We start from the raw sequence: 21,708 nt of genomic DNA, 5'->3' as shown, positions 1-21,708 counted from the left end.
GAATTATATTCAATATTATCACATGCAAAAAGAGCTATCCCTTTAGGAATAGCTCTTTCATCTATTACATAAATCTTTCAAATTGTACTCGCTTATTAATCCAGTACATTACAGGCATACCAATGGCCATTACAACAAATTCACCGGCTGCACATGTTAACCAAGTCAACATAAATGGTAAATCAAATGCAAGATGAAGTTCAATTGCAATCATAAACATTGTAATTGTAAAGATAACTGTATTAAAAATCATACGAGCCCAAACACCTTTAATGAATCGCATAGAAATAATGGTTGCAACTAGTGCAAGAATAGATTGCCCTACTCCAAATACTAAATCGTAAGCGATCATAGGTGAGAAAAAGAGATTCGTTAAAAATACACCTAATACAATTCCGTAAATTGCTTTCTTATTAAATACAACGAGATGATTAAACATCTCTGAAATACGAAACTGTACACTCGTAAAGCCAAATGGCTGAATAAGCATAGAAACAGCAATATATAATGCCGCTAAAATACCATTACCGACTAATGTTCTAATATTCATGACAAAATCTCCTTAGTTTTTTTACGTGGGATGGTTTCGAACCACGTTATTCGTTTTTTAAGCAACAAGATTATATTTTACGCGGTAGCCCCCCTTTCGTCAATAGATTCCTATCATGAACTACCTTTTTTCTTTTAGACAACGTATAATGAAATATATGAAAGATTTAGGAGGTTTTACTTCATGACTGCAACAATTCAAAATGAAAACGTGATCGTTACCATCTCTGACAAAGGTGCAGAATTACAAAGCGTTCGCTTAAAAGCAGACAATACAGAATACTTATGGCAAGGTGATTCTACTTATTGGGGACGCCGTGCACCAATTTTATTCCCAATTGTCGGCCGATTAGTAGATAATACATACTACGTAGATGGTAAACCTTATTCTTTAACACAACACGGCTTCGCTCGTGATCTTACATTCTCTGTAAAAGAACAAAGTGAAACGAAAATCACTTATATCGTTACTAGTAATGAAGAAACATTAAAAAAATACCCATACGAATTTGAATTACTCGTGTCTTATGAACTAGAGGGACAAATCGTTCATGTAACATATGAAGTGAATAATCCCACTTCAAAAGAAATGTTCTTCTCAATCGGAGCACATCCTGGTTTCAACTTCCCGTTATTAGAGGGCGAATCATTTACAGATTATCATTTATCATTTAATGGTTCTGAACGCTTAGAAACAAGTGTATTAGAAGGACCTTACCTTTCAAGTAAAAAGCAATTAATCGCTGAAAATACGAATGAATTACCACTTACATACGATTTATTTAAAAATGATGCGCTTATTTTTGAAAATATGAATACGGATGAAATCTCTATTCGTTCTCATAAACATAATAAATTTGTAAAAGTAGAATTTGACGGATTCCCATTTGTCGGCGTATGGACACCAGGCGAGAATGCACCTTTCCTATGTATCGAACCTTGGTACGGTATTGCTGATGAAGTAAATCCAGCAAAAGATTTCAAGGAAAAAAAAGGAGTTCAATCTTTGCAAGCGAATGAAACATTTACATGTCGTTATAGCATTACAATTGGCTAATTACTCTATCCCCTACTTCAAAGAAATATATAAGTAGGGGATCATCTTATAATTTGGAGGTTTCTCATTTTGATTGAAGTATATATTGATGGTGCATCAAAAGGAAATCCTGGTCCTTCTGGTGCAGGAGTATTTATTAAAGGAGTTCAACCAGCTGTACAATTATCATTACCCCTCGGGACAATGTCCAATCATGAAGCAGAATACCACGCTTTACTTGCGGCATTAAAATATTGCACGGAGCATAATTATAACATTGTCTCTTTTCGTACAGATTCGCAACTTGTCGAGCGAGCTGTTGAAAAAGAATACGCAAAAAATAAAATGTTTGCACCACTATTAGAGGAAGCACTGCAGTACATAAAAAGTTTCGATCTCTTTTTTATTAAGTGGATTCCAAGTAGTCAAAATAAAGTCGCTGATGAATTAGCTAGAAAAGCTATCTTACAAAATTAACGGGGGTATGAGTGTGAAAAAAGATTGGATTGCTCCTCTTGCTTTATTATTTGTCTCTTTTATTTGGGGAGCTACATTTGTCGTCGTTCAAAATGCTATGTCTTTCGTTGGCCCATTTACTTTTAATGGTATTCGCTTTTTATTCGCCGGAATTATTTTATTATTCGTTCAAATGATTTTCTCAAAAAAAGCTTCAAAACACGATATAAAACAGAGTAGTCTCGCGGGATTAATCGTTGGATTCTTTTTATGCGTTGGCTATGTATTACAAACATTCGGCTTACTTTATACAACTTCTTCAAAAGCAGGTTTCTTAACAGGGCTTAGTATCGTTATGGTACCAATTTTGTCTTTTATCTTTTTAAAACAAAAAGCTACCATTTTTATCGTAATGGGCATTGCTGTAGCAACAGCAGGTTTATACTTATTAACGGCTGGTGATTCTTTTCAATTAAATATTGGAGATATACTCGTTCTCGGTTGTGCAGTTGCTTTCGCTGCTCATATTCTTGTTAACGGCTTCTTTTCTAAAAAAATATCACCTTTATTGTTAAGTACGTCGCAAGTATTAGCTGTCGGTATGTTTTCTTCTATTTGCGCCTTTCTGTTTGAAGATTGGGAAAAATTATTTTCAGTAGCACTATGGACGAATTCTTCCTTTTTATTTGCTCTATTCCTAACTTCCCTATTCGCGACATCCATTGCTTTTTTCATCCAAACATCAGCACAAAAACATACATCTCCAACGAGAGTAGCCATTATTTTCGCAATGGAGCCCGTTTTTGCTGCCTTAACAGGCGTTCTCGTTGCAAACGAACAACTGTCTATTTCTGCTATTATCGGATGCCTATGTATTTTCCTAGGCATGGTTTTTGTTGAATTACCTTCCAAAACAAAAAAAGAAGCGCAGGCTGCGTGAAGTTACGCTTGTAACTTCCGCATAAAAGCCTTAGCGCTTTTTTTATCTGTAATTTCTTCCTCTTTCAATCGTTCTAATAACGCAACAAAATAACTGCCATCAAACTGAAATTGATGTTTAATTGTCGCTTCTATCGCTGCGTTAACAATTCCATCAGATGCACCAGTATATCCTTGTCCGAACATAATAAACCCTTGTGCTTCCTCTGATAATTTAAATCCTTTCGTATGTAAGAATGAAAGATAATCTTCTACTGTTTGCATGTTATTCCCACCTACTCAAAAATTCTCCACTTCTTATCATACATGTTTTTACACGCTATGAGAATGAAATTTATTTGACAACTTTGTAAATCAGTCTTTACTTCATTAATAATGGAGGATTTCCTTATAATATGGAGGAATATGTACAGTGGAACTTATTTCATATTAAAGGGGAGACACGATGAAACAAGCACTATTAATCATTGATGCTCAGCAAGAATTAATGGATGGAAATGAAAAAGAAAATGAAGTTTTTCGTAAAAAAGATCTATTATCTACAATAAATACAGCCGTACAGAAAGCACTAGATGCAAATGCCCTTGTTGTTTTCGTAAGAGATATCGATGTTGCTTCTGGTAGCGGAGAAGGATTTGAAGTACATAATCAAATTCAAGTGCCTCAGTCTGCAATCCTTATTAATAAAGCAGCAACAAATTCATTCTATGGCACTTCTTTACTTGAAACTTTAAAAGTAGAAAAAATTAACCATATCGTTATCGGTGGATGTAAAACAGAACATTGCATCGACACCGCTGTTAGGACAGCAACTGTACAAGGCTTTGACGTTACATTAATTAAAAACGGTCATTCCACAACTGATTCTAATGTGTTGACTGCAGAGCAAATTATTGGTCATCACAATAAAATTCTACACGGTCATTATAATGTTGACCATTTTTCTATGGTGAGAGATGTCGAGGAAGATCTCTTTCAGCCAACTCACAATCAGTATCGTGATTAACGAAAAAGAATCCTTCGTTCAGAAGGATTCTTTTTCATCCAAAAATTTGCGCTGCAATGCTATATAACTCATTATTCCTTTTTAATAATTGATTGCTATTTTTCATCATTATTGGTGGTGTATTCACCTTTTGAAAACCAGCAATCTCTAACTCTTTCAGAAAGTCGTCCTTTCCTTTTGGTACATCCATTCTTAATCTCCCATCATGCCCTCTTGCTAAAGCATGTACTATTCTCATTGCCATTGCATCATTTTTAGCAACGATCGGTCCTATTATTTTATTTTCTGGCGTTTGTATACTTATACCGTATCCTACTACATTTTCTTTTGTATCCTTTACAACGACACACTGTTCACTTTGCATAATTCTTTGTTTTAAAAACTCGTTTCGACTTATTCCAAATGCGCCTTCATCTATTTTTATTATCCTTTCTAAATCCTCCTCTTTATAACCCTTCATATATTCTTCATCTTCTGCACATTTATAATTTGTATTGTACGAGTTACATATGTATTTAGAAACATAACTTACTACCCTAAATCCTAATTTTTTATATAAAGGCTTTCCCTCATCTGTAGCAATCAGCATAATTGAAGTTTGAGCTGATACGCTATTCATGCAAGAACTCGTTATCGCCTTTCCAATCCCTCTTCCCTTATAATCCGGATGTACAATTACCATTCCTATTGACGCTAACGCCTCTCCGTATAATATAATTGCAGCGCTTGCAATAAGTTTTTTTCTCTCATTCCATACGCCATATACAATACCTGAGTTAAAAATCGTTTCAACTTCTTCTCTGTTATAATCCCAACCAATATAAGAAGATAACGCAACAATATCATTTATATCTTCTTTTCTAAGACGCTCCACTCTTATTTTCAATCCAATCATTCTCCAACCCCTTATTTAGACATTTAAATCATTATTACTAAATCAACTCGTACATGTTTCCCTTTATTTGTCACATACATATCCTATTTTGACCAAGACTATATTGTAAATGAGGTGACAACATGCCCATTACGAATCGATTTTCTACCACCACAAACGGCGCACTCGCTATTACAGGAAATACTTTAGGCTTAAGTAAAATTAGTAATCAAAACCGTGCTGGTACAATCGGGGCAATTGGTGCATTCGCAACTACGAATACCGCTTTACAAGTACCTACTTTTCCTGCTGGGACAACGTTAAACTATACACAAAATAGTTCTACCGCTATTTTAAATATCCCTGCTGGTAGTACGATTCTTTACGCAGAACTCATTTGGGGTGGCAACTACTTATCTCGTGATCAAAACATTACGAATGTTTTAGGAAACCCTATTTCTTTTACAACACCTGTTTCAACATACTCAATTACTCCTTCTGCTGTTACTGCTTCCAATCAAACATTCGTTTCCGGATCCGTCACATTTGGATTCTATACACGTTCTGCAGATGTAACATCTCTCGTTCAAGCTGGAGGATCTGGCTCTTATACAACCGGCTCTGTCCCTGGACTTGTAGACCCTATAGATGCTTCTAACGGAACAATTAATTCGGCTGGATGGACACTTATCGTCGCTTACCAAAATGGAACATTACCTGCAAGAAACTTAACGATTTATGTAGCAGGTAACCGTGTTTCTGCAGAAACTGGTAGTGCCGATGTATCTGTCTCAGGTTTTTTAACACCTTCAGGGGGACCTGTAAGCGGGAGATTATTTTTAAGTTCTACTGAAGGGGATGCTGATTTAACTGGAGATCAAGCTTTATTTGGACCAAATTTCAGTTCATTAAACGCTTTATCTGGGCCAAATAATGCGATAAATAATTTCTTCGGTTCTCAAGTTAATAATGCTGCTGGAAATTTAGATACAACTGGAACATTTGGAACGCGAAACCAAAGCGCTTCTACAAGTACAAATATATCCGCAGGAAGACAAGGCTGGGACATTACTTCCATTGATATTTCTCCTTATTTAACAAACTCCCAAGTGTCCGCCGCAATCCGTTTAACAACTAACGGAGATGCATATATGCTAAATACAGTCGGGTTACAAATTAATATAAACTCACCTAACATACAAGCAACGAAAAGCGTGAATAAAAGTGTTGCAGCAATTGGAGATATTCTCACTTATACAGTTACTATCCCTAACACCGGGCTTCTTCCCGCCAATAATGCTATTTTTATAGATAGTCTCCCTAACGGTACTTCTTTTATACCTGGCACTGTAACAGTAGATAACGTACCACAAACAAATGCAAATCCTACCGCCGGTATAACTCTTGGAACAATTAATAATAGTGCTTCTCGTACAGTAACTTTTCAAGTAACTGTCGTTTCTCTCCCAAGTCAAAACCCCATCGCTAACACTGCTAATATTACATTTCAATATACACCAATCGCCGGAGGAACAACTTTTAATGGTCTTGCAACAAGCAACTCTGCTGGAACACAAGTTAACCTCGCAGATATTAATGGCACAAAATCAGTTAACAAACTTTTTACCGATATTGGTGAAACGTTAACTTATAGTATCGCCTTAGCTAATATAGGAAATATCGCTGCAACTAACGTTATATATACGGATCCGATTCCTAGCGGGACTACTTTCATTCCGGGGAGTGTAACTGTTAACGGAGTTAATCAGGCTGGAGCAAATCCCGCTACTGGTATATCAATTGGAGCTATTGCTGCTAATTCTACGACTACTGTTTCATTTCAAGTACTCGTTCCTTCTATTCCCCAAACAAATCCAATATTAAATAGTGGAACAACAACATATCAATACATTCCTGTACCAAATCAACCGGCAGTAAGTGGGACTGATACGACCAATATCGTATCTACTCAAGTGAATAACGCTACTGTAACTATGGCAAAAGCAGTAGATAAAAATTTCGCAGATATTGGTGATACACTAACATACGCCGTTTCCTTTACAAGTACAGGTAATACGAATGCGAACAACGTTATTTTTACAGATGCTATTCCTACCGGAACAACTTTTGTCCTTAACAGTTTAACAATAGATGGCACGACACAAGTGGGCGCAAATCCCGCTAACGGCGTGAACATTGGATCCATCCCAACTGGCACAACAAAAAATGTTTCATTTCAAGTAGTTGTAAATACAATACCCGCGCTAAATGTCGTATCTAATGGATCAAGCGCTTCTTATCAGTACACTGTCAATCCAAGCCAATCACCCGTTACAAAAAACATTTCTTCTAATCTCGTTTCCACTCAAATTAACAATGCGAATGTAGCATTAACAAAATCAACAAACAAACAATTTGCCACAATTGGTGAAACGATAAGTTATACAATTCTTATTACAAACAGCGGAAATACAGCTGCAACTAACGTGCAACTAACAGATCCACTGCCAAATGGAACGATTCTAACACCAGGTTCTGTAACACTCAATGGCGTTTTACAAAATGTAGACTCTCTCGTTGCTTTACCTATTGGCACAATTCCTGGTGGAGCTACTTTTACCCTTTCTTTCCAAGTAACAGTCATCAATATTACCGCCCAAAATCCTATCATTAATAATGCTTTCGCCTCTTATCTATATACTGTAAATCCAAGTCTGCCACCAACTTCAAAAACAGCAAATTCTAATTCTGTTACATCAACAATTAGACTAGCAAATCTTCATGCCAATAAATCTGTAAGTCAAACGTTTGCGGAAGTTGGGGATGTATTAACTTATACCTTTTCTCTTACAAACGATGGAAATGTTATAGCGAACAATGTAGTACTATCCGATTCAATCGCGAATGGTACTACCTTTGTACCAAACAGTGTTACGATTAACAATGTTACTCAACCAGGCGTTACACCAGCTAGCATCAATATCGGTAGTATCACTGCAGGTACTACAATTACAGCTTCATTCGAAGTATTAATAACTAGCATTCCAAACCCAAATCCTATTTCAAATAGCGCTTCTATTTCCTATAACTTTATCGTTGATCCAAACGCTTCCCCTGTAAGTAAGAACACAACTTCAACCACTACATTTACTCAAGTAAATGACGCAAATGTCATTTCAGCAAAAACAGTGGATCGAGCGTTCGCTACTGTTGGGGATGTATTAACTTATACTATTCTTTTAACGAATGCAGGAAGCGTTACTGCTGATAGTCCAACTTTCATAGATACAAATCCAGATGGAACTACCTTTATTCCAAACACTTTCCTTATTAATGGTGTGCTCCAAAATAACGCAGATCCGAACATTGGTGTTCCATTACCTTCCATTCCTGCTAACGGTGAAATTACTGTTTCTTATCAAGTAACTGTCACCTCTTTACCAGCCCAAAACCCAACAATAAATTCATCTAGTACAGAGTATAGCTTTATTCTAAATCCAGGTGATCCACCAACTATAGAAACATCTTTAAGTAACACTGTCAGTACACAAATTAATTTAGCAAATGTAATTATTTTCAAAGATGTAGATTTAACTATCGCCGATGTTGGGCAACCAATCACATATACAATTGCCTTAGCTAACCCTGGAAATACTCCAGCAAATAATATTGTTGTTACTGATATACTCCCTCCTGGTACGACTCTCGTACCAAATAGTATTTTTATAGGTGGTGCTTTACAGCTAGGTGCGGATCCAAGTGTTGGTCTTCAAGTTGGTACGATTCCAGCAGGCGGAATTACAACAATTGTTTTCCAAATTAGTGCAAACAGTTTACCTTCACCAAATCCAGTTCAAAACAGTGCTGCACTTCAATATAGCTTTATCGCTGATCCAAATTTACCTGCTGTTGTTAGGAACGCTATTAGCAATATCGTAGCTACACAAATTAATACTGCTAATATTGTCGCTACGAAACTAACAAGCACAAATTTTGCTGATGGTGGCGATGTCATAACTTATGCAACGATTTTAACGAATAATGGCAATATCCCTGCCTCTAATGTAACGTTTACAGATATCATTCCAGCTGGTACCATTTTCCTTCCTAATACTGTAACGATTAACGGTGTCCCTATAGCTAATGCAAATCCTGCTAACGGCATTTTAATTGGTACAATTGGAGCGAATTCATCACGTACTGTTGCATTCCAGGTTTTTGTACCAACTATTCCTAGTGCAAATCCGCTTACGAATCAATCGAACACTACATTCCAATACACGTACGATCCATCCAAACCAGTTGTAACGCAGATGGTGGCCTCTAACACTGTACAGACAACTATTAATAATGCAACGATTATCGCTGCAAAGTCTGCAGATAAACAGTTTGCTAACGTAAATGATATTATTACGTACACGACTACTTTAACGAATAATGGGAACACCCTTGCATCAAATATAGTATTTACAGATGCCATTCCAAGCGGGACGTCTTTTATTCCAAATAGTGTAACCGTAAATGGTACTACACTCTCTAATGCAAATCCAGCAAATGGCATAGCAATTGATCCGATAAATCCTAATACAAATACAACAATCTCATTTCAAGTAATCGTAAATTCCATTCCTAGTCCAAATCCAATCCCGAACCAAAGCAATACAACGTACCAATATGTCGTAAATCCTAACTTACCTCCAGCATCCGCCAATACGCTAAGTAACGTAATAACAACTCAAATTAATAACGCTACTATTATCGCTACGAAGTCAGTGAATACACCGACAGCTGCAATTGGAGATATCGTTACTTATACGATTGCCGTTACGAACACAGGAAATATCCCTGCTAGTGCTACAGTTTTAACAGATGGACTTGGACCAGGGGCATCCTTCATACCGAATTCCGTTACGATAAATAACGTTTCCCAACCTGGATTAGATCCTTCATTAGGTATTCATTTAGACGATATTTCACCAGGAGGCACTACTTTCATTACATTCCAAGTGAAAATCCTAGCTATTCCACCTAGTGGAACTTTAACGAATAATGCTCTTGTAAACTACGAATATGCAGTGAATCCAAACCAAACACCAGCTGTTGGTAGTACAATTACGAATACGACGGTTACTCCAATTATTGATGCTACTTTAGTTTTAAATAAAAATGCGAGTACAACTTTCGCTACGATTGGTGATACGATTACATTCACTTCATCTGTTACAAACACAGGAAATACTACTGCAAACAACATTGTTTTTACAGATACAATTCCAAACGGTACTGCCTTTGTCCCAAATAGCTTTAAGATAAATGGTGTAACCATCCCGAATGCAAATCCACAAAACGGTATCAATATTGGTAACTTGAATGCAAACGCATCAGTTACACTCAGCTTTCAAATAAACATTACAACGCTTCCAAACCCTAATCCAATTCCTAACCAATCATCGCTTCAATATAGCTTTATTGTTGATATAAATGAACCGCCTGTTTCACGAACAGTTCAATCCAATAAAACTTTTACACAAGTAAATACCGCTTCCGTTATCGCAACAAAAACTGCAAGCAGTGCATTTGCCGCCGTTGGCGATACAATTACGTATACAACTACTCTCACTAATGGCGGAAATACTACCGCAAACACACCTGTTTTTATCGATATATTACCACCTGAACTTTCATTCGTTCCTGATAGTGTACAAATTAATACCATCCCACAACTTGGATTTAGGCCCGATAACGGTGTTCCTTTAGACTCAATTCCAGTTGGAGGAACGACAACAATTAGCTTTCAAGCTATCGTTGGCTCAATACCAGCTACAAATCCAACATTGAACCAATCTAGCACAACATACTCTATCATTGTTGATCCTACCCAACCGCCGGTGACAGAAACAGCTACAAGTAATCCAACTTTAGTTCAAATTAACGAAGCAATCATTCAAGCAACGAAAAGTGTGGACCGTATCTTTTCTGACGTCGCACCTGGAAATTCATTTTTAACGTATACTGTTTTATTAGAAAATATAGGGAACACGACTGCTACTAATATCATTTTTACAGATCCGATTCCAAATAATACAGTATTTATAGAGGATAGCGTTCGAGTAGGCGGAGTTTTATTACCTGGAGTAAATCCAGCGACCGGGATACCAATTGGGGATATTATTGCAGGAGATTTTATAAACGTTACCTTCCTTGTGCAAGTCGTTAGCATTCCAAATCCTATTTTTACAATCGGACCTGGAGGACCAAACTCACCAGTTGTAAACGGCGCTTCTATTGATTATCAATTTATGACAGGACCTAATTTACCACTTGTTTCACGAAATACGACATCTAATTCTGTTTCGACACAAATAAATTCTGGGGAAATTGTGGCAATCAAATCTGTAGATAAAAATTTCGCTACGATTGGCGATACAATTTCTTATACAATTACATTAAGTAACCCGGGAAATGTCACTTCACAAAATATAATTTTCACAGATATTTTACCTGAAGGAACAACATTTATTTCCGGAACTTTGACAAATGATTCTGGTACACAGCAAATTGGAAATCCAGCTAACGGCATTCAGATTGAAAATATAAATCCAAGTGGAACGGCCGTTATTACTCTTAATGTACTTGTTACAAACATTCCAAGTATAAATCCGATTTCTAATTTTAGTTCTGTACAATTTGCACATGTGGTCGATCCTAGCCAACCTGTCGTAACACAAACGAATGTATCTAATACCGTTTCTACAACCATTAATAGCGCAATATTAAATACGACAAAAACTGTTGATAAATCTATCATTTCTGTTGGAGATACGATTACGTATACAACTACTATTACAAATACAGGAAATACAACGGCAACAAATATAACATTTACGAGCGCAATTCCAGCTAGCACTACCTTTATACCAAACTCAGTCACAATAAATGGAGTTCAACAATCTGGTGCACAACCAGCACTTGGAGTAAATATACCAAATATCGCTCCTGGTGAAACAGTAACCGTTACTTTCCAAGTAAATGCTCTTTCTGTTCCCCCTTCAAGCTCGATTATGGGTAACGATACGATTTTATATTCTTATACTGTCGATCCAAACGGAGCTCCTGCGACAACTTCTACTTCAACGAATATTGTTACCAACCCTGTATTAGATGCTATGATTACGATGATTAAATCAGTCGATCAAACGCTTGTAACATTAGGTGATACCATTACCTATACGACAATTTTAACGAATAGTGGTAATACAAACGCTACAGATATTACTTTCACTGACCTTATACCAGATGGAACAACATTTATTACTGATAGCGTTACAATAGATGGCATCACGCAAATTGGTCTTAATCCTAATACAGGTATAACGATTGGATCAATTGCTCCTAACAGCTCAATATCTATAGCATTTCAAGTTACCGCTACTTCGACTCCTGTTCAAAATCCTATCACAAACACTGCTACTGCTTCCTACACATTCATTGCCGATCCAAATGCACCTATTGTTTCAAGAACTGTTACTTCAAACACAGTGTTTACTACAATTAATACCGCTACCATTCTTTCATTAAAACAAGTCGATAAATCCTTTAGTCGTATTGGAGACACACTCACCGATACTGTGCCGAGCGGAACTGCATTTATTGCAAACACGTTTTCTATTAATGGAATTCTTCAAAGTGGTGCAAATCCTGTGAACGGTGTAAATATCGGATCTATAACAGCTGGGACTACAGTAAATGTTTCATTCCAAGTTACTGTAACGTCATTACCAACCGAATACCCAATTGTAAATTTCTCATCGACATCATATCAATTAGTCTCACCACCTGATGCAGAAACTTCAATTAGTAATCCTGTTTCAACACAAATTAAAGAAGCAATACTATCCATGACAAAAAATGAAAGTATCTCTTTTGCAGATATCGGGCAAACTGCTTTTTACACTACTTCTATTTCAAATATAGGGAATACAGATGCAGCCAACATTGTATTCACAGATGTATTACCAAGTGGAATCATTTTTGTTCCTAACACATTAACGGTCGATGGTATTTTACAACCTGACGCGAATCCGAATACAGGTGTATTACTTGCAACACTTCCACCAAATGAAATATATAGTATCGTCTTTCAAGTTACAGTGAACAGCATTCCACCTATTAATCCAGCACCGAATACAGCATCAACGACATATGAGTTTACTGTTGATCCTGTTAACCCTCCCGTATCAAGTGCGGCTACTTCCAACACTACGCTTCTTCAAATAAACAACGCAAATATTATAAGTACAAAAACAGCAAATCTTACTTTTGCGGATGTTGGTAATACAATAACATTTACACTTAACCTCCCGAATACAGGGAATGTGGCTGCAACTGATGTTGCCGTTATCGATATACTTGATAGCAATTTAACTTTTGTTCCAAACAGTTTCACAGTTAATGGGCAAACCATTCCAAATGCTGATTTATCTACTGGTGTAAATATCGGTTCAATTAACGGTGGTACTGCGGCAATTGTCACATTCCAAGCTACCGTTACAATCCTCCCAATCAACAACCCTATTTCTAATTCAGCTCTTACCACTTATCGTTATATTGTTGATCCAGACCAGCCACCTATTACAATTTCCAATCAATCTAATACAACGACAACACAAATTAATAGTGCTATTCTTACTGCACAAAAAAGCACAAATGTATCTACGGTAGATATCGGGCAAGATATTGTCTACTCCGTTACAATTACAAATAGCGGAAATGTTAGTGCAACGAATGTTATTTTTACCGACGTTATTCCAGCCGGAACTTCCTTTGAATCAAATAGCTTTACACTTAATGGAACTATTATCGAAAATGCAAACATCATTACAGGCGTCCCAATTGGTGATATCGCGCCAAACGAATCTGCCATTGTAGAATTTCATATTACTTCAAATGAAATCCCGGCTATTAATCCAATTACCAATCAAGCTAGCGTTAGCTTTCAATATATCGTCAATCCAGCTAATCCTCCTGTTTCAAAAAACATTACTTCTAATAGCGTTATAACAAAAATTGAAAGTGCTATTTTAAACACGATTAAAATAGGAGATAAAGCATTTGCAACGATTGGTGATACAATTACGTATACAACGACTATTACAAATACAGGAAATATTCCAGCTAACAACGTTGTTTTCTCAGACCCTTTACCATCATGGACACAATTTGTTGCAGGATCAGTTGTTGTTGATGGCACTCCGTTACCATCAGCTTCTATCATTGACGGTGTTAGCATAAATACAATCAATCCAAATCAAACTGTAACAATCATATTCCAAGTTCAAATCGTAAGTAATCCAACAACGTTCACACCTGAACTCCAAAACTTAGGATTTGTTAACTTCCAATATAACGTAGGCAATGCATTACAGGCTCAGCCTGGCAATGTGGAAACGAATGTCTTCGTTACTGCTATTAATTCAGCAATACTTTCAGCTGTAAAAACTGCTAGTACAGCCTTTGCGAATATTGGAGACACGATCACTTATACAGTTTTAATTCAAAATAGCGGCAATACAAATGCTACGAATATAAATTTCTCAGACCTGATTCCAGCTGGAACGACCTTTATTGAAAATAGTTTTGCTGTAAATGGAAGTACCATTCCAGGTGCAAATCCAAATAACGGAGTTAATATCGGAACCGTTAGTACGAACAGTACCTTAACCGTTACTTTCCAAGTCATAGTTACATCTACTCCGCCTTCAAACCCAATTACAAACGTTGCATCTATTCAATTCGCATTCATCGTTGATCCGGCAGCTCCTCCTGTTACAGGCACAGTAACTTCTAATAGTGCTTCTACACAAATTAATAACGCTACTGTTACAACGCTTTTAGAAGCAGATCGAACAATCGTATCTATTGGAGATATAATTACGTACACTGCAACATTAACAAACACTGGAAACTTCCCTGCAAACTCGGTATTACTCATTAACGGCGTTCCTGAAGGGGCATTATTTGTTCCAAATAGTGTCACGCTTAACGGGATTTCACTTCCAGATGCAAGTCCAACTCTCGGTATTCCAGTTGGTATTATCGCACCAGGTGATTCTGCTACGATTACGTTCCAATTTCTTGCAAGCTCTATTCCACCGCAAGGAGCAATTATAAATCAAGCACTTACAAGTTACACATATATTGTCGATCCAAGTCAACCTCCAGTTACAGCAACATCTTCATCTAATACAGTTACTACAACTGTCGTTGATGCATCACTATCTGTAATTAAAAATACAGATTCCCTCGTACAATCTACAGACGGTACAATCACTTACACTGTAGTCGTTCAAAACAACGGTAATACAGCTGCAAATACAGTTACTTTAACAGATTTGGTCCCAGAAGGAACTGCATTTATTCCGAATAGTGTGACCATTAATAGCGTCTCAATTCCAGGCGCCGATCCAAACGTAGGAATACCCTTAAACTCCATCGCGCCGTCAGAAATCGTCACCGTCACATTCCAAGTTATCGTTCAATCTATTCCAAGCGTGAATCCAATTTCTAATATAGCCCGTATTGACTATACTTTTATCGCCGATTCAACTGCTCCTATCGTCTCTCGAACAATTACTTCGAATCCAGCTTTCACACAAATTTCAGATGCGAATATTCTTTCTTTAAAAGCCGTCAATACACAACAAGCAACAACTGGCGACATTTTAACCTACACGATAACACTAGAAAATACCGGAAATATTCCAGCTACAAATCTCATATTTTCAGATACTATTCCAGAAGGGACTACATTCGTAGAAAATAGTTTTACACTTAACGGAACAGCTACTGGGTGCAAATCCAAATGTAGGTGTTACTTTGCCTAACCTAGCAGCAAACGCTACTCACCTTATTGCGTTCCAAATTCTTATTAACGATCCATTCTCGCAAGAATTGATTACAAATCAATCTAATACAACATATACAATTCAATCAGACCCAGGGCAACCGCCTATTACGGAAACATCTACAAGTAATATTGTCATTACAAATTTCGTGCAAGCACAATTGACAATTACAAAAACGTCCAATCCAATAACTGTAGATATTGGCGGAACTATACTTTATATTTCTGAAGTGAAAAATAGCGGCAATGTTGACGCAATAAATATTATTTTTACAGATTCGATTCCAGCTGGGACTACATTCGTTCCTGACAGTGTCACAATTAACGGTGTACTTCAGCCTGATGCAAATCCAGAAAACGGAATACCAATTGGAACGATTCCATCAAACAGTTCCAAAACAATACTATTTCAAGTACAAACAAATAATCCACCTACTGAAACCGAAATTGTAAATCAATCTTCAGCAACTTACCAATATGTAAGTATTCCTACAGCTCCACCAGTGAATCGCTCTGCAAATTCTAACATTGTTACAACATCACTTCAAAATGCAAATATTATTTCTGTTAAAAGCGCAGATGTAACTTTCGTATCCATCGGACAATTTATTACCTACACAAATACACTACAAAATGTAGGAACTGTTCCAGCTAACAATACGGTGTTCATTGACAACATTCCAGAAGGGACTATATTCATTGAAGATAGCTTATCAATAAATAATGTCATTCAGCCTGGCGCGAATCCCGAAAACGGAGTAACTCTCGGCACGATACAACCAAATGAAACAGTCACTATTTCATTCCAAGTACAACTTATAAGTATACCTCCAGGTAATACAGTCATTAACATTTCAGACACTTCGTATGAATACCAAATTGACCCTAGTTCCCCTATTATTCAGCGTAGATCATTATCAAATGCAGTAAATACTGAAGTACGGACGGCAAATGTTAGTGCAATTAAATCTGCTAACAGATCCATTACACGCATCGGTCAAATCATCACATATACAGTCGCAGTTACAAATGCTGGTACAGTACCTATTACAAATACTCTCCTAATTGACGCAATCGCTGCTGGCACCACATTCGTTCCAAATAGCATTCTTGTAGATGGCATACCAAGACCTAACGAAAATCCAATTACCGGAATCACCCTAGATATTATCCTTCCAAACAATACGATTATCGTTACGTTCCAAGTAAATGTAGTCTCTACACCTTCTCAAAATAACATTAATAATATCGCCGTCATTCACTATGAGTATCAACCAGACCCAAGCTTACCACCAATTTCAGAAACGACCTCTTCCAATACTACAAATATACAATTTATTGATGTTATTCTTATCGCTACAAAATCCGCTAATACAGTATTAGCTAATATTGATGAAACCATTGAATATACAGTACTCATTCAAAATAACGGATCCACTATAACTAACTCCATCTTTTTTACAGATACGATAGAAGATGGAACAGTCTTTATTCCTGGAAGTGTTATAGTTAACAACACTGTACTTCCTGCAGCAGATCCAAATATCGGTTTTTCTATTCCTAATATTGCGTCAAGTCAAGTGACTACAATAACATTCCAAGTTTCCGTTACGAATTTACCTGCTGTAAATCCAACACCTAATACTGCAAACATCGTCTACGACTTTATTTTCAATCCTGACTTTGCACCAATTCAAAAATCTACTACTTCTAATACTACTTTCGTTCAAATTAATGATGCTGATATCGTTTCACTGAAAACTGTTGATTTGACTTCTGTAACGATTGGTGACATTTTAACTTATACAACAACTTTAACGAATACAGGGAATACGGATGCTACTGCTGTTGTATTTACAGACAATATCCCTGATGGAACAACCTTTATAGACGGTAGCGTTTTAGTAAATAACATTCCGCAGCTTAATGCCAATCCAAGTAACGGTATACTTGTAGGAACGATTGCTCCTAACGTTACGATCCCAGTCACATTTTCCGTTACTGTGGTAGCTCTTCCAGCTAGCGGCCATGTTCAAAATCAAGCAACTTCTCGTTATACAATAAATGGTGAAGAACAAATATCAACTAGTAATATTACCTTCACTGAAGTTATTTCTGCAAATGTAATTGCAACAAAAACAACACCTATCCAATATGCTGACCTACAAACTATCATCCCTTATACAATTTCCATCACAAACAATGGGAATATACAAGTGGAAAACATTATCGTTACAGATATCATCCCAGCAAATACGGGCTTTATAGAGAATAGTGTTATTGTGAATGGAAACGCTCGTCCAAATGACGATCCACTTAGCGGTATACCAATTGATAACATTCCGCCTAATACGACAGCCACTATTCTATTCCAAGTACGGGTTACTTCGATTCCGCAAACAAATCCAATCTCTAACACGAGCACAATTGAATACCAATACACGGTACCAGATCAACCACCTATTACCGAAACTATTATTTCATCAGCTGCTTTAACAGAAATTAATCATGCGAATTTGGATAGTAATAAAGCTGTTGACCTTGCATTTGCAACGGTCAGTGATACGTTAACGTATACGATTACACTTAATCAAACTGGTAATGTTGCAGCAAATGATGTAATCATTCAAGATATTATTCCTCAAGGTACTACGTTTATAGAAAATAGCGTTATTGTAAACGGAGAAACTCTTCCTGGAGTGAATCCAGTAAGCGGCATACCAATTGGTACTATAATTGTAGGTGGAGACGCTATCGCTTCATTCCAAGTAACTGTGACTTCTATTCCAATACAAAACGAACTCAACAACCAAGCAATCACTACTTTTAACTATATAGTCAACCCAAATAACGTACCTGTTACAAATACGACTACAACAAATACAGTCACAACAACCGTCCAAAATGATAATGTCATTGCCATAAAAGCTGTTGATTTCACGAGTGCCTTACCTGGTCAAATTTTAACGTACACCATTACTATTACTAATAGTGGTAATATCACTATTGAAGATCTTCTTCTAGTAGACACGGCACCTGTAGATACGACATTCGTTATTGGTAGTGTTACGATTAACGGAATCAATCAGCCTAATGCGAATCCTGAAAATGGTATTACGTTAGGAACTCTTGCTCCAAATGAATCTGTTATTATTACATTCCAAGTGACAATATCTTCTTCTACTCTTCAATCTACAATCAATAACGATGCTACTATTTCCTATACGCCTATTGTCGGTCCAATCGAACCACCTATTACGATTACAAGACAAATAAATACCGTTACAAAGCAAACAAATACTGTTACAACGACAGTAGTTGATCCGATGGTTAGTATTGAAAAAACAGCCGATAAATCTATCATAGCGACAGGAGATACCATAACTTTCACATTAGAAGTGATAAATCATTCACCAATTCCTACAATCAGTACTTCCGTCCTAGATATAATTCCAGCTGGTACAACATTTATAGAAAATAGCGTAACAATTAACGGGACTCCGGTTCCAAATGTTCGTCCAGACACTGGTATTAATATTGGCGCTTTACCTGCAGATACAGTAGCAACGATAACATTTAAAGTTCTCGTCACTTCTATTCCTTCAAACAGTACAATTATAAATTCTGCAACATTTACTGCTGCTTCCCAATTGACACCACAGGATCCAATTATTACTTTTATTGTTAATTCAAATATTGTTCGTATACCAGTTCAATTTGTTACTGCAACAGTCACGAAAAACGCTTCCTTCAGCTCGGCTTATTTAAACCAATATTTTGATTATACAGTGCGTATTACGAATACTTCTGCTATTTCACTTTCAAATGTTTCTTTACAAGATACTATTCCAGCAGGCTTACAATTTATGAACGGCACTGTCTCCATTAATGGGGAACGTTCTCCACTAGCAAATCCAAATATCGGTTTCCTAGTCGCTACTAATTTGGAACCAAACGAAACTATTATTGTGTTATTCACAGTACAAGTGATAAGTCCACCTGTTAATAATGAGTTTAAAAATACGGCCAATATTTCGTTACAACTTCAAGTTTCACCTATCGACCCACCAATTACAGTAACCGTCACAAGTAACGAAAATATTGTCACCTTTGTTCCAGAAAATCCAGATGAAACACTTCCAAATTTTAATTGCTTCTTTGACGGTGAACGCTTCATACGCATTACTCCTGGAAATGTACGAAATTACCTTTGGACTTGGATTTGGTGGAGTTAAATGAAACAAAAAAGAGATTGTAGTTTGGTTTCAACCAAACTACAATCTCTTTTTCATTACCTTTATCGCACTACGTTGTAACTCGTCCAATGATATACAATTAAGCATCATCTCAAGTTATTTTCGTCGTAACAAGTTGGCCAGCCTCATTTATAGTAACTTTCCATTTCGCTCCACTAGCAGTCTTCATAACGATACCTTTACTTGCTTCTATTTCAATATCTCCAAACATTCTTCCGCCAGTTGTTGCTAACCAAGCATTCCCATTTTCCATAGAAGACCTTGCAAACATACGATTAATCCGAAAACGCTTATGGTCTTGAGAATAACCACTCAATGTAATTCTAACTTTATATAACTGACTCGCTTTCATATTCGATATAATTGTATCGCCTACATTTAAAGGAACATCCGATGCAACAACCCAATTTCCAGTTGCACTTAATGCATATTCAATTTTAATTTTCTTCGGACTCTCTCCCCATCCAAAATACATTCCAAAACAATTCAACATTTTGATTGGATTCTTCGTAAAATCTAGTTCAATGACAACTGGATTACTATCAGGAACATCAATATAGTTTACACTTTGTTCATCTATTAAATTAAAGCAATTTGCGAGATTTCCCCCGTATGGTACTTTCCCACTTACTTGCTTAATCGTATACTTCTGCTGAGCATTTACTAAAATATCATCTTGATTCCCTATTAAATGTGGTTTATTTAACGTAATCGGTAACTGAATTCGAAGAGATTCTTCATAGGTAGACTTGCAAACATTGTATTGCCCTTTATCTACAATAGTTGTAGAAAGTAAATTTGAAAAAAGATAGTTACGATGCGAATTAGAAGAAAATTCAATGACAATCTGTTCACTACTCATCCGGTACGTATCCCAAATCATACAATCAAATGTATTATAGGCACCCGTACAACGAATGACTTTTTTCGTTTGCTGTCTACATTGCACTTGAATATCATGAAACGTATTGCCTGAACTTTCATTTGGTAAATCACTGTTTCCATCAACTTCTATCCCATACTGACATCCATCAATAAATATAGATTGAAATACATTTGCGTTAATCCAGCAAGGTGTATTTATATCATCTATATATTCTGTCTTCAAATGTATTGCAGTTTGAAAGTTTTTAATTTGAATAAAGTTAACTTGAAAGAAACTAATATAATCCCATGCTTTTTGACAATAAAAGTATATAGCCTTACCTTTATATAACGACGTTGTATTTATTATATTTATATTAGATATAAGAGAGTGATTAGGAACTTCTATTTGTTGTGAACCGGAAACATAAATAACAGCAGATTGAAACACTGGATTTATAACTTGAACTGTACCACCTGTTATAGATGCATTTTGTTGCAGTTCAAACGCATTAAAATCTCCATCAATTTGCAGCGTAACAGTAGGATCTAACTCTAATCTTACGTTTGATTTAATAACAATCGGCTTTACAATTTTGTACGTATTTACCCCTGTAATTCTAACCGTCGAAATTCGATTCGCTACACAATAATTTATAGCTTGCTGAATTGCTAATGAACTATCATTTCCCGAGTTCGGAACTGCACCAAAACAATCAATATGAACACTATTTTCCGGTGCACAATCTCCTTGTGATAAAATATACTCTGACAAAACAAATTCACTCCTCATATTACCTTTTTCATATAATATGTGAGTTGTCC

8 protein-coding genes, 1 pseudogene and 1 riboswitch are annotated in these 21,708 nt (G+C 36.4%); of the genes and pseudogenes, 5 read left to right on the top strand and 4 right to left on the bottom strand.

What is annotated here, in order from left to right:
* Window positions 1–64: 64 nt before the first annotated feature.
* Window positions 65–550 (bottom strand): QueT transporter family protein, encoded by a 486-nt coding sequence (locus tag ACYVEC_RS10285; RefSeq protein WP_063224105.1) that lies wholly within the window; start codon window positions 548–550, stop codon window positions 65–67.
* A gap of 6 nt (window positions 551–556) precedes the next feature.
* Window positions 557–601, bottom strand: a riboswitch (PreQ1 riboswitch).
* A gap of 132 nt (window positions 602–733) precedes the next feature.
* On the opposite strand from ACYVEC_RS10285, the gene ACYVEC_RS10280 reads away from it, so the two are divergent.
* The 3 genes from ACYVEC_RS10280 (at window position 734) to ACYVEC_RS10270 (ending at window position 2,981) form a co-directional block, all read left to right on the top strand.
* Window positions 734–1,606, top strand: a complete 873-nt coding sequence (locus tag ACYVEC_RS10280; RefSeq protein WP_063224106.1) for an aldose 1-epimerase family protein — start codon at window positions 734–736, stop codon at window positions 1,604–1,606.
* Window positions 1,607–1,675: 69 nt separating this feature from the next.
* Entirely contained in the window at window positions 1,676–2,062 is a 387-nt protein-coding gene (locus tag ACYVEC_RS10275; RefSeq protein WP_000573873.1) for a reverse transcriptase-like protein, read from the top strand.
* A 13-nt stretch (window positions 2,063–2,075) separates the two neighbouring features.
* Window positions 2,076–2,981: a DMT family transporter gene (locus ACYVEC_RS10270; protein ID WP_063224107.1), complete on the top strand. Its 906-nt coding sequence runs from the start codon at window positions 2,076–2,078 to the stop codon at window positions 2,979–2,981.
* A 2-nt stretch (window positions 2,982–2,983) separates the two neighbouring features.
* Here the strand turns inward: ACYVEC_RS10270 and ACYVEC_RS10265 are convergent, their stop codons facing one another.
* Window positions 2,984–3,244: a DUF6123 family protein gene (locus ACYVEC_RS10265; RefSeq protein WP_063224108.1), complete on the bottom strand. Its 261-nt coding sequence runs from the start codon at window positions 3,242–3,244 to the stop codon at window positions 2,984–2,986.
* Between the two features lie 181 nt (window positions 3,245–3,425).
* Between ACYVEC_RS10265 and ACYVEC_RS10260 the strand changes: the two genes are divergently transcribed.
* A complete protein-coding gene (locus ACYVEC_RS10260) occupies window positions 3,426–3,986 on the top strand; it encodes a cysteine hydrolase family protein (protein ID WP_063224109.1) in 561 nt (186 codons plus the stop codon).
* A gap of 34 nt (window positions 3,987–4,020) precedes the next feature.
* On the opposite strand, the gene ACYVEC_RS10255 is transcribed toward ACYVEC_RS10260, so the two are convergent.
* Window positions 4,021–4,881, bottom strand: coding sequence for a GNAT family N-acetyltransferase (locus ACYVEC_RS10255; RefSeq protein WP_199677574.1), 861 nt, complete (start codon window positions 4,879–4,881; stop codon window positions 4,021–4,023).
* 122 nt (window positions 4,882–5,003) lie between these two features.
* Here ACYVEC_RS10255 and ACYVEC_RS10250 point away from each other — a divergent pair.
* A pseudogene (locus tag ACYVEC_RS10250) lies at window positions 5,004–19,998 on the top strand (cell surface protein).
* Between the two features lie 112 nt (window positions 19,999–20,110).
* On the opposite strand, the gene ACYVEC_RS10245 reads toward ACYVEC_RS10250, so the two are convergent.
* Entirely contained in the window at window positions 20,111–21,658 is a 1,548-nt protein-coding gene (locus ACYVEC_RS10245; RefSeq protein WP_336448136.1) for a glycoside hydrolase family protein, read from the bottom strand.
* Window positions 21,659–21,708 lie beyond the last annotated feature (50 nt).

The organism is Bacillus sp. MN7755 (genome assembly GCF_054771475.1).
The sequence above is the reverse complement of the archived record's forward strand: the minus strand, read 5'-3'. Positions and strand labels throughout refer to the sequence as shown.

What these genes read in the sequence shown, in the direction of transcription:
- ACYVEC_RS10255 (WP_199677574.1), bottom strand. Translation starts at nt 4,881, where the DNA reads ATGATTGGATTGAAAATAAGAGTGGAGCGTCTTAGAAAAGAAGATATA.
- ACYVEC_RS10285 (WP_063224105.1), bottom strand. Translation starts at nt 550, where the DNA reads ATGAATATTAGAACATTAGTCGGTAATGGTATTTTAGCGGCATTATAT.
- ACYVEC_RS10265 (WP_063224108.1), bottom strand. Translation starts at nt 3,244, where the DNA reads ATGCAAACAGTAGAAGATTATCTTTCATTCTTACATACGAAAGGATTT.
- ACYVEC_RS10280 (WP_063224106.1), top strand. Translation starts at nt 734, where the DNA reads ATGACTGCAACAATTCAAAATGAAAACGTGATCGTTACCATCTCTGAC.
- ACYVEC_RS10260 (WP_063224109.1), top strand. Translation starts at nt 3,426, where the DNA reads ATGAAACAAGCACTATTAATCATTGATGCTCAGCAAGAATTAATGGAT.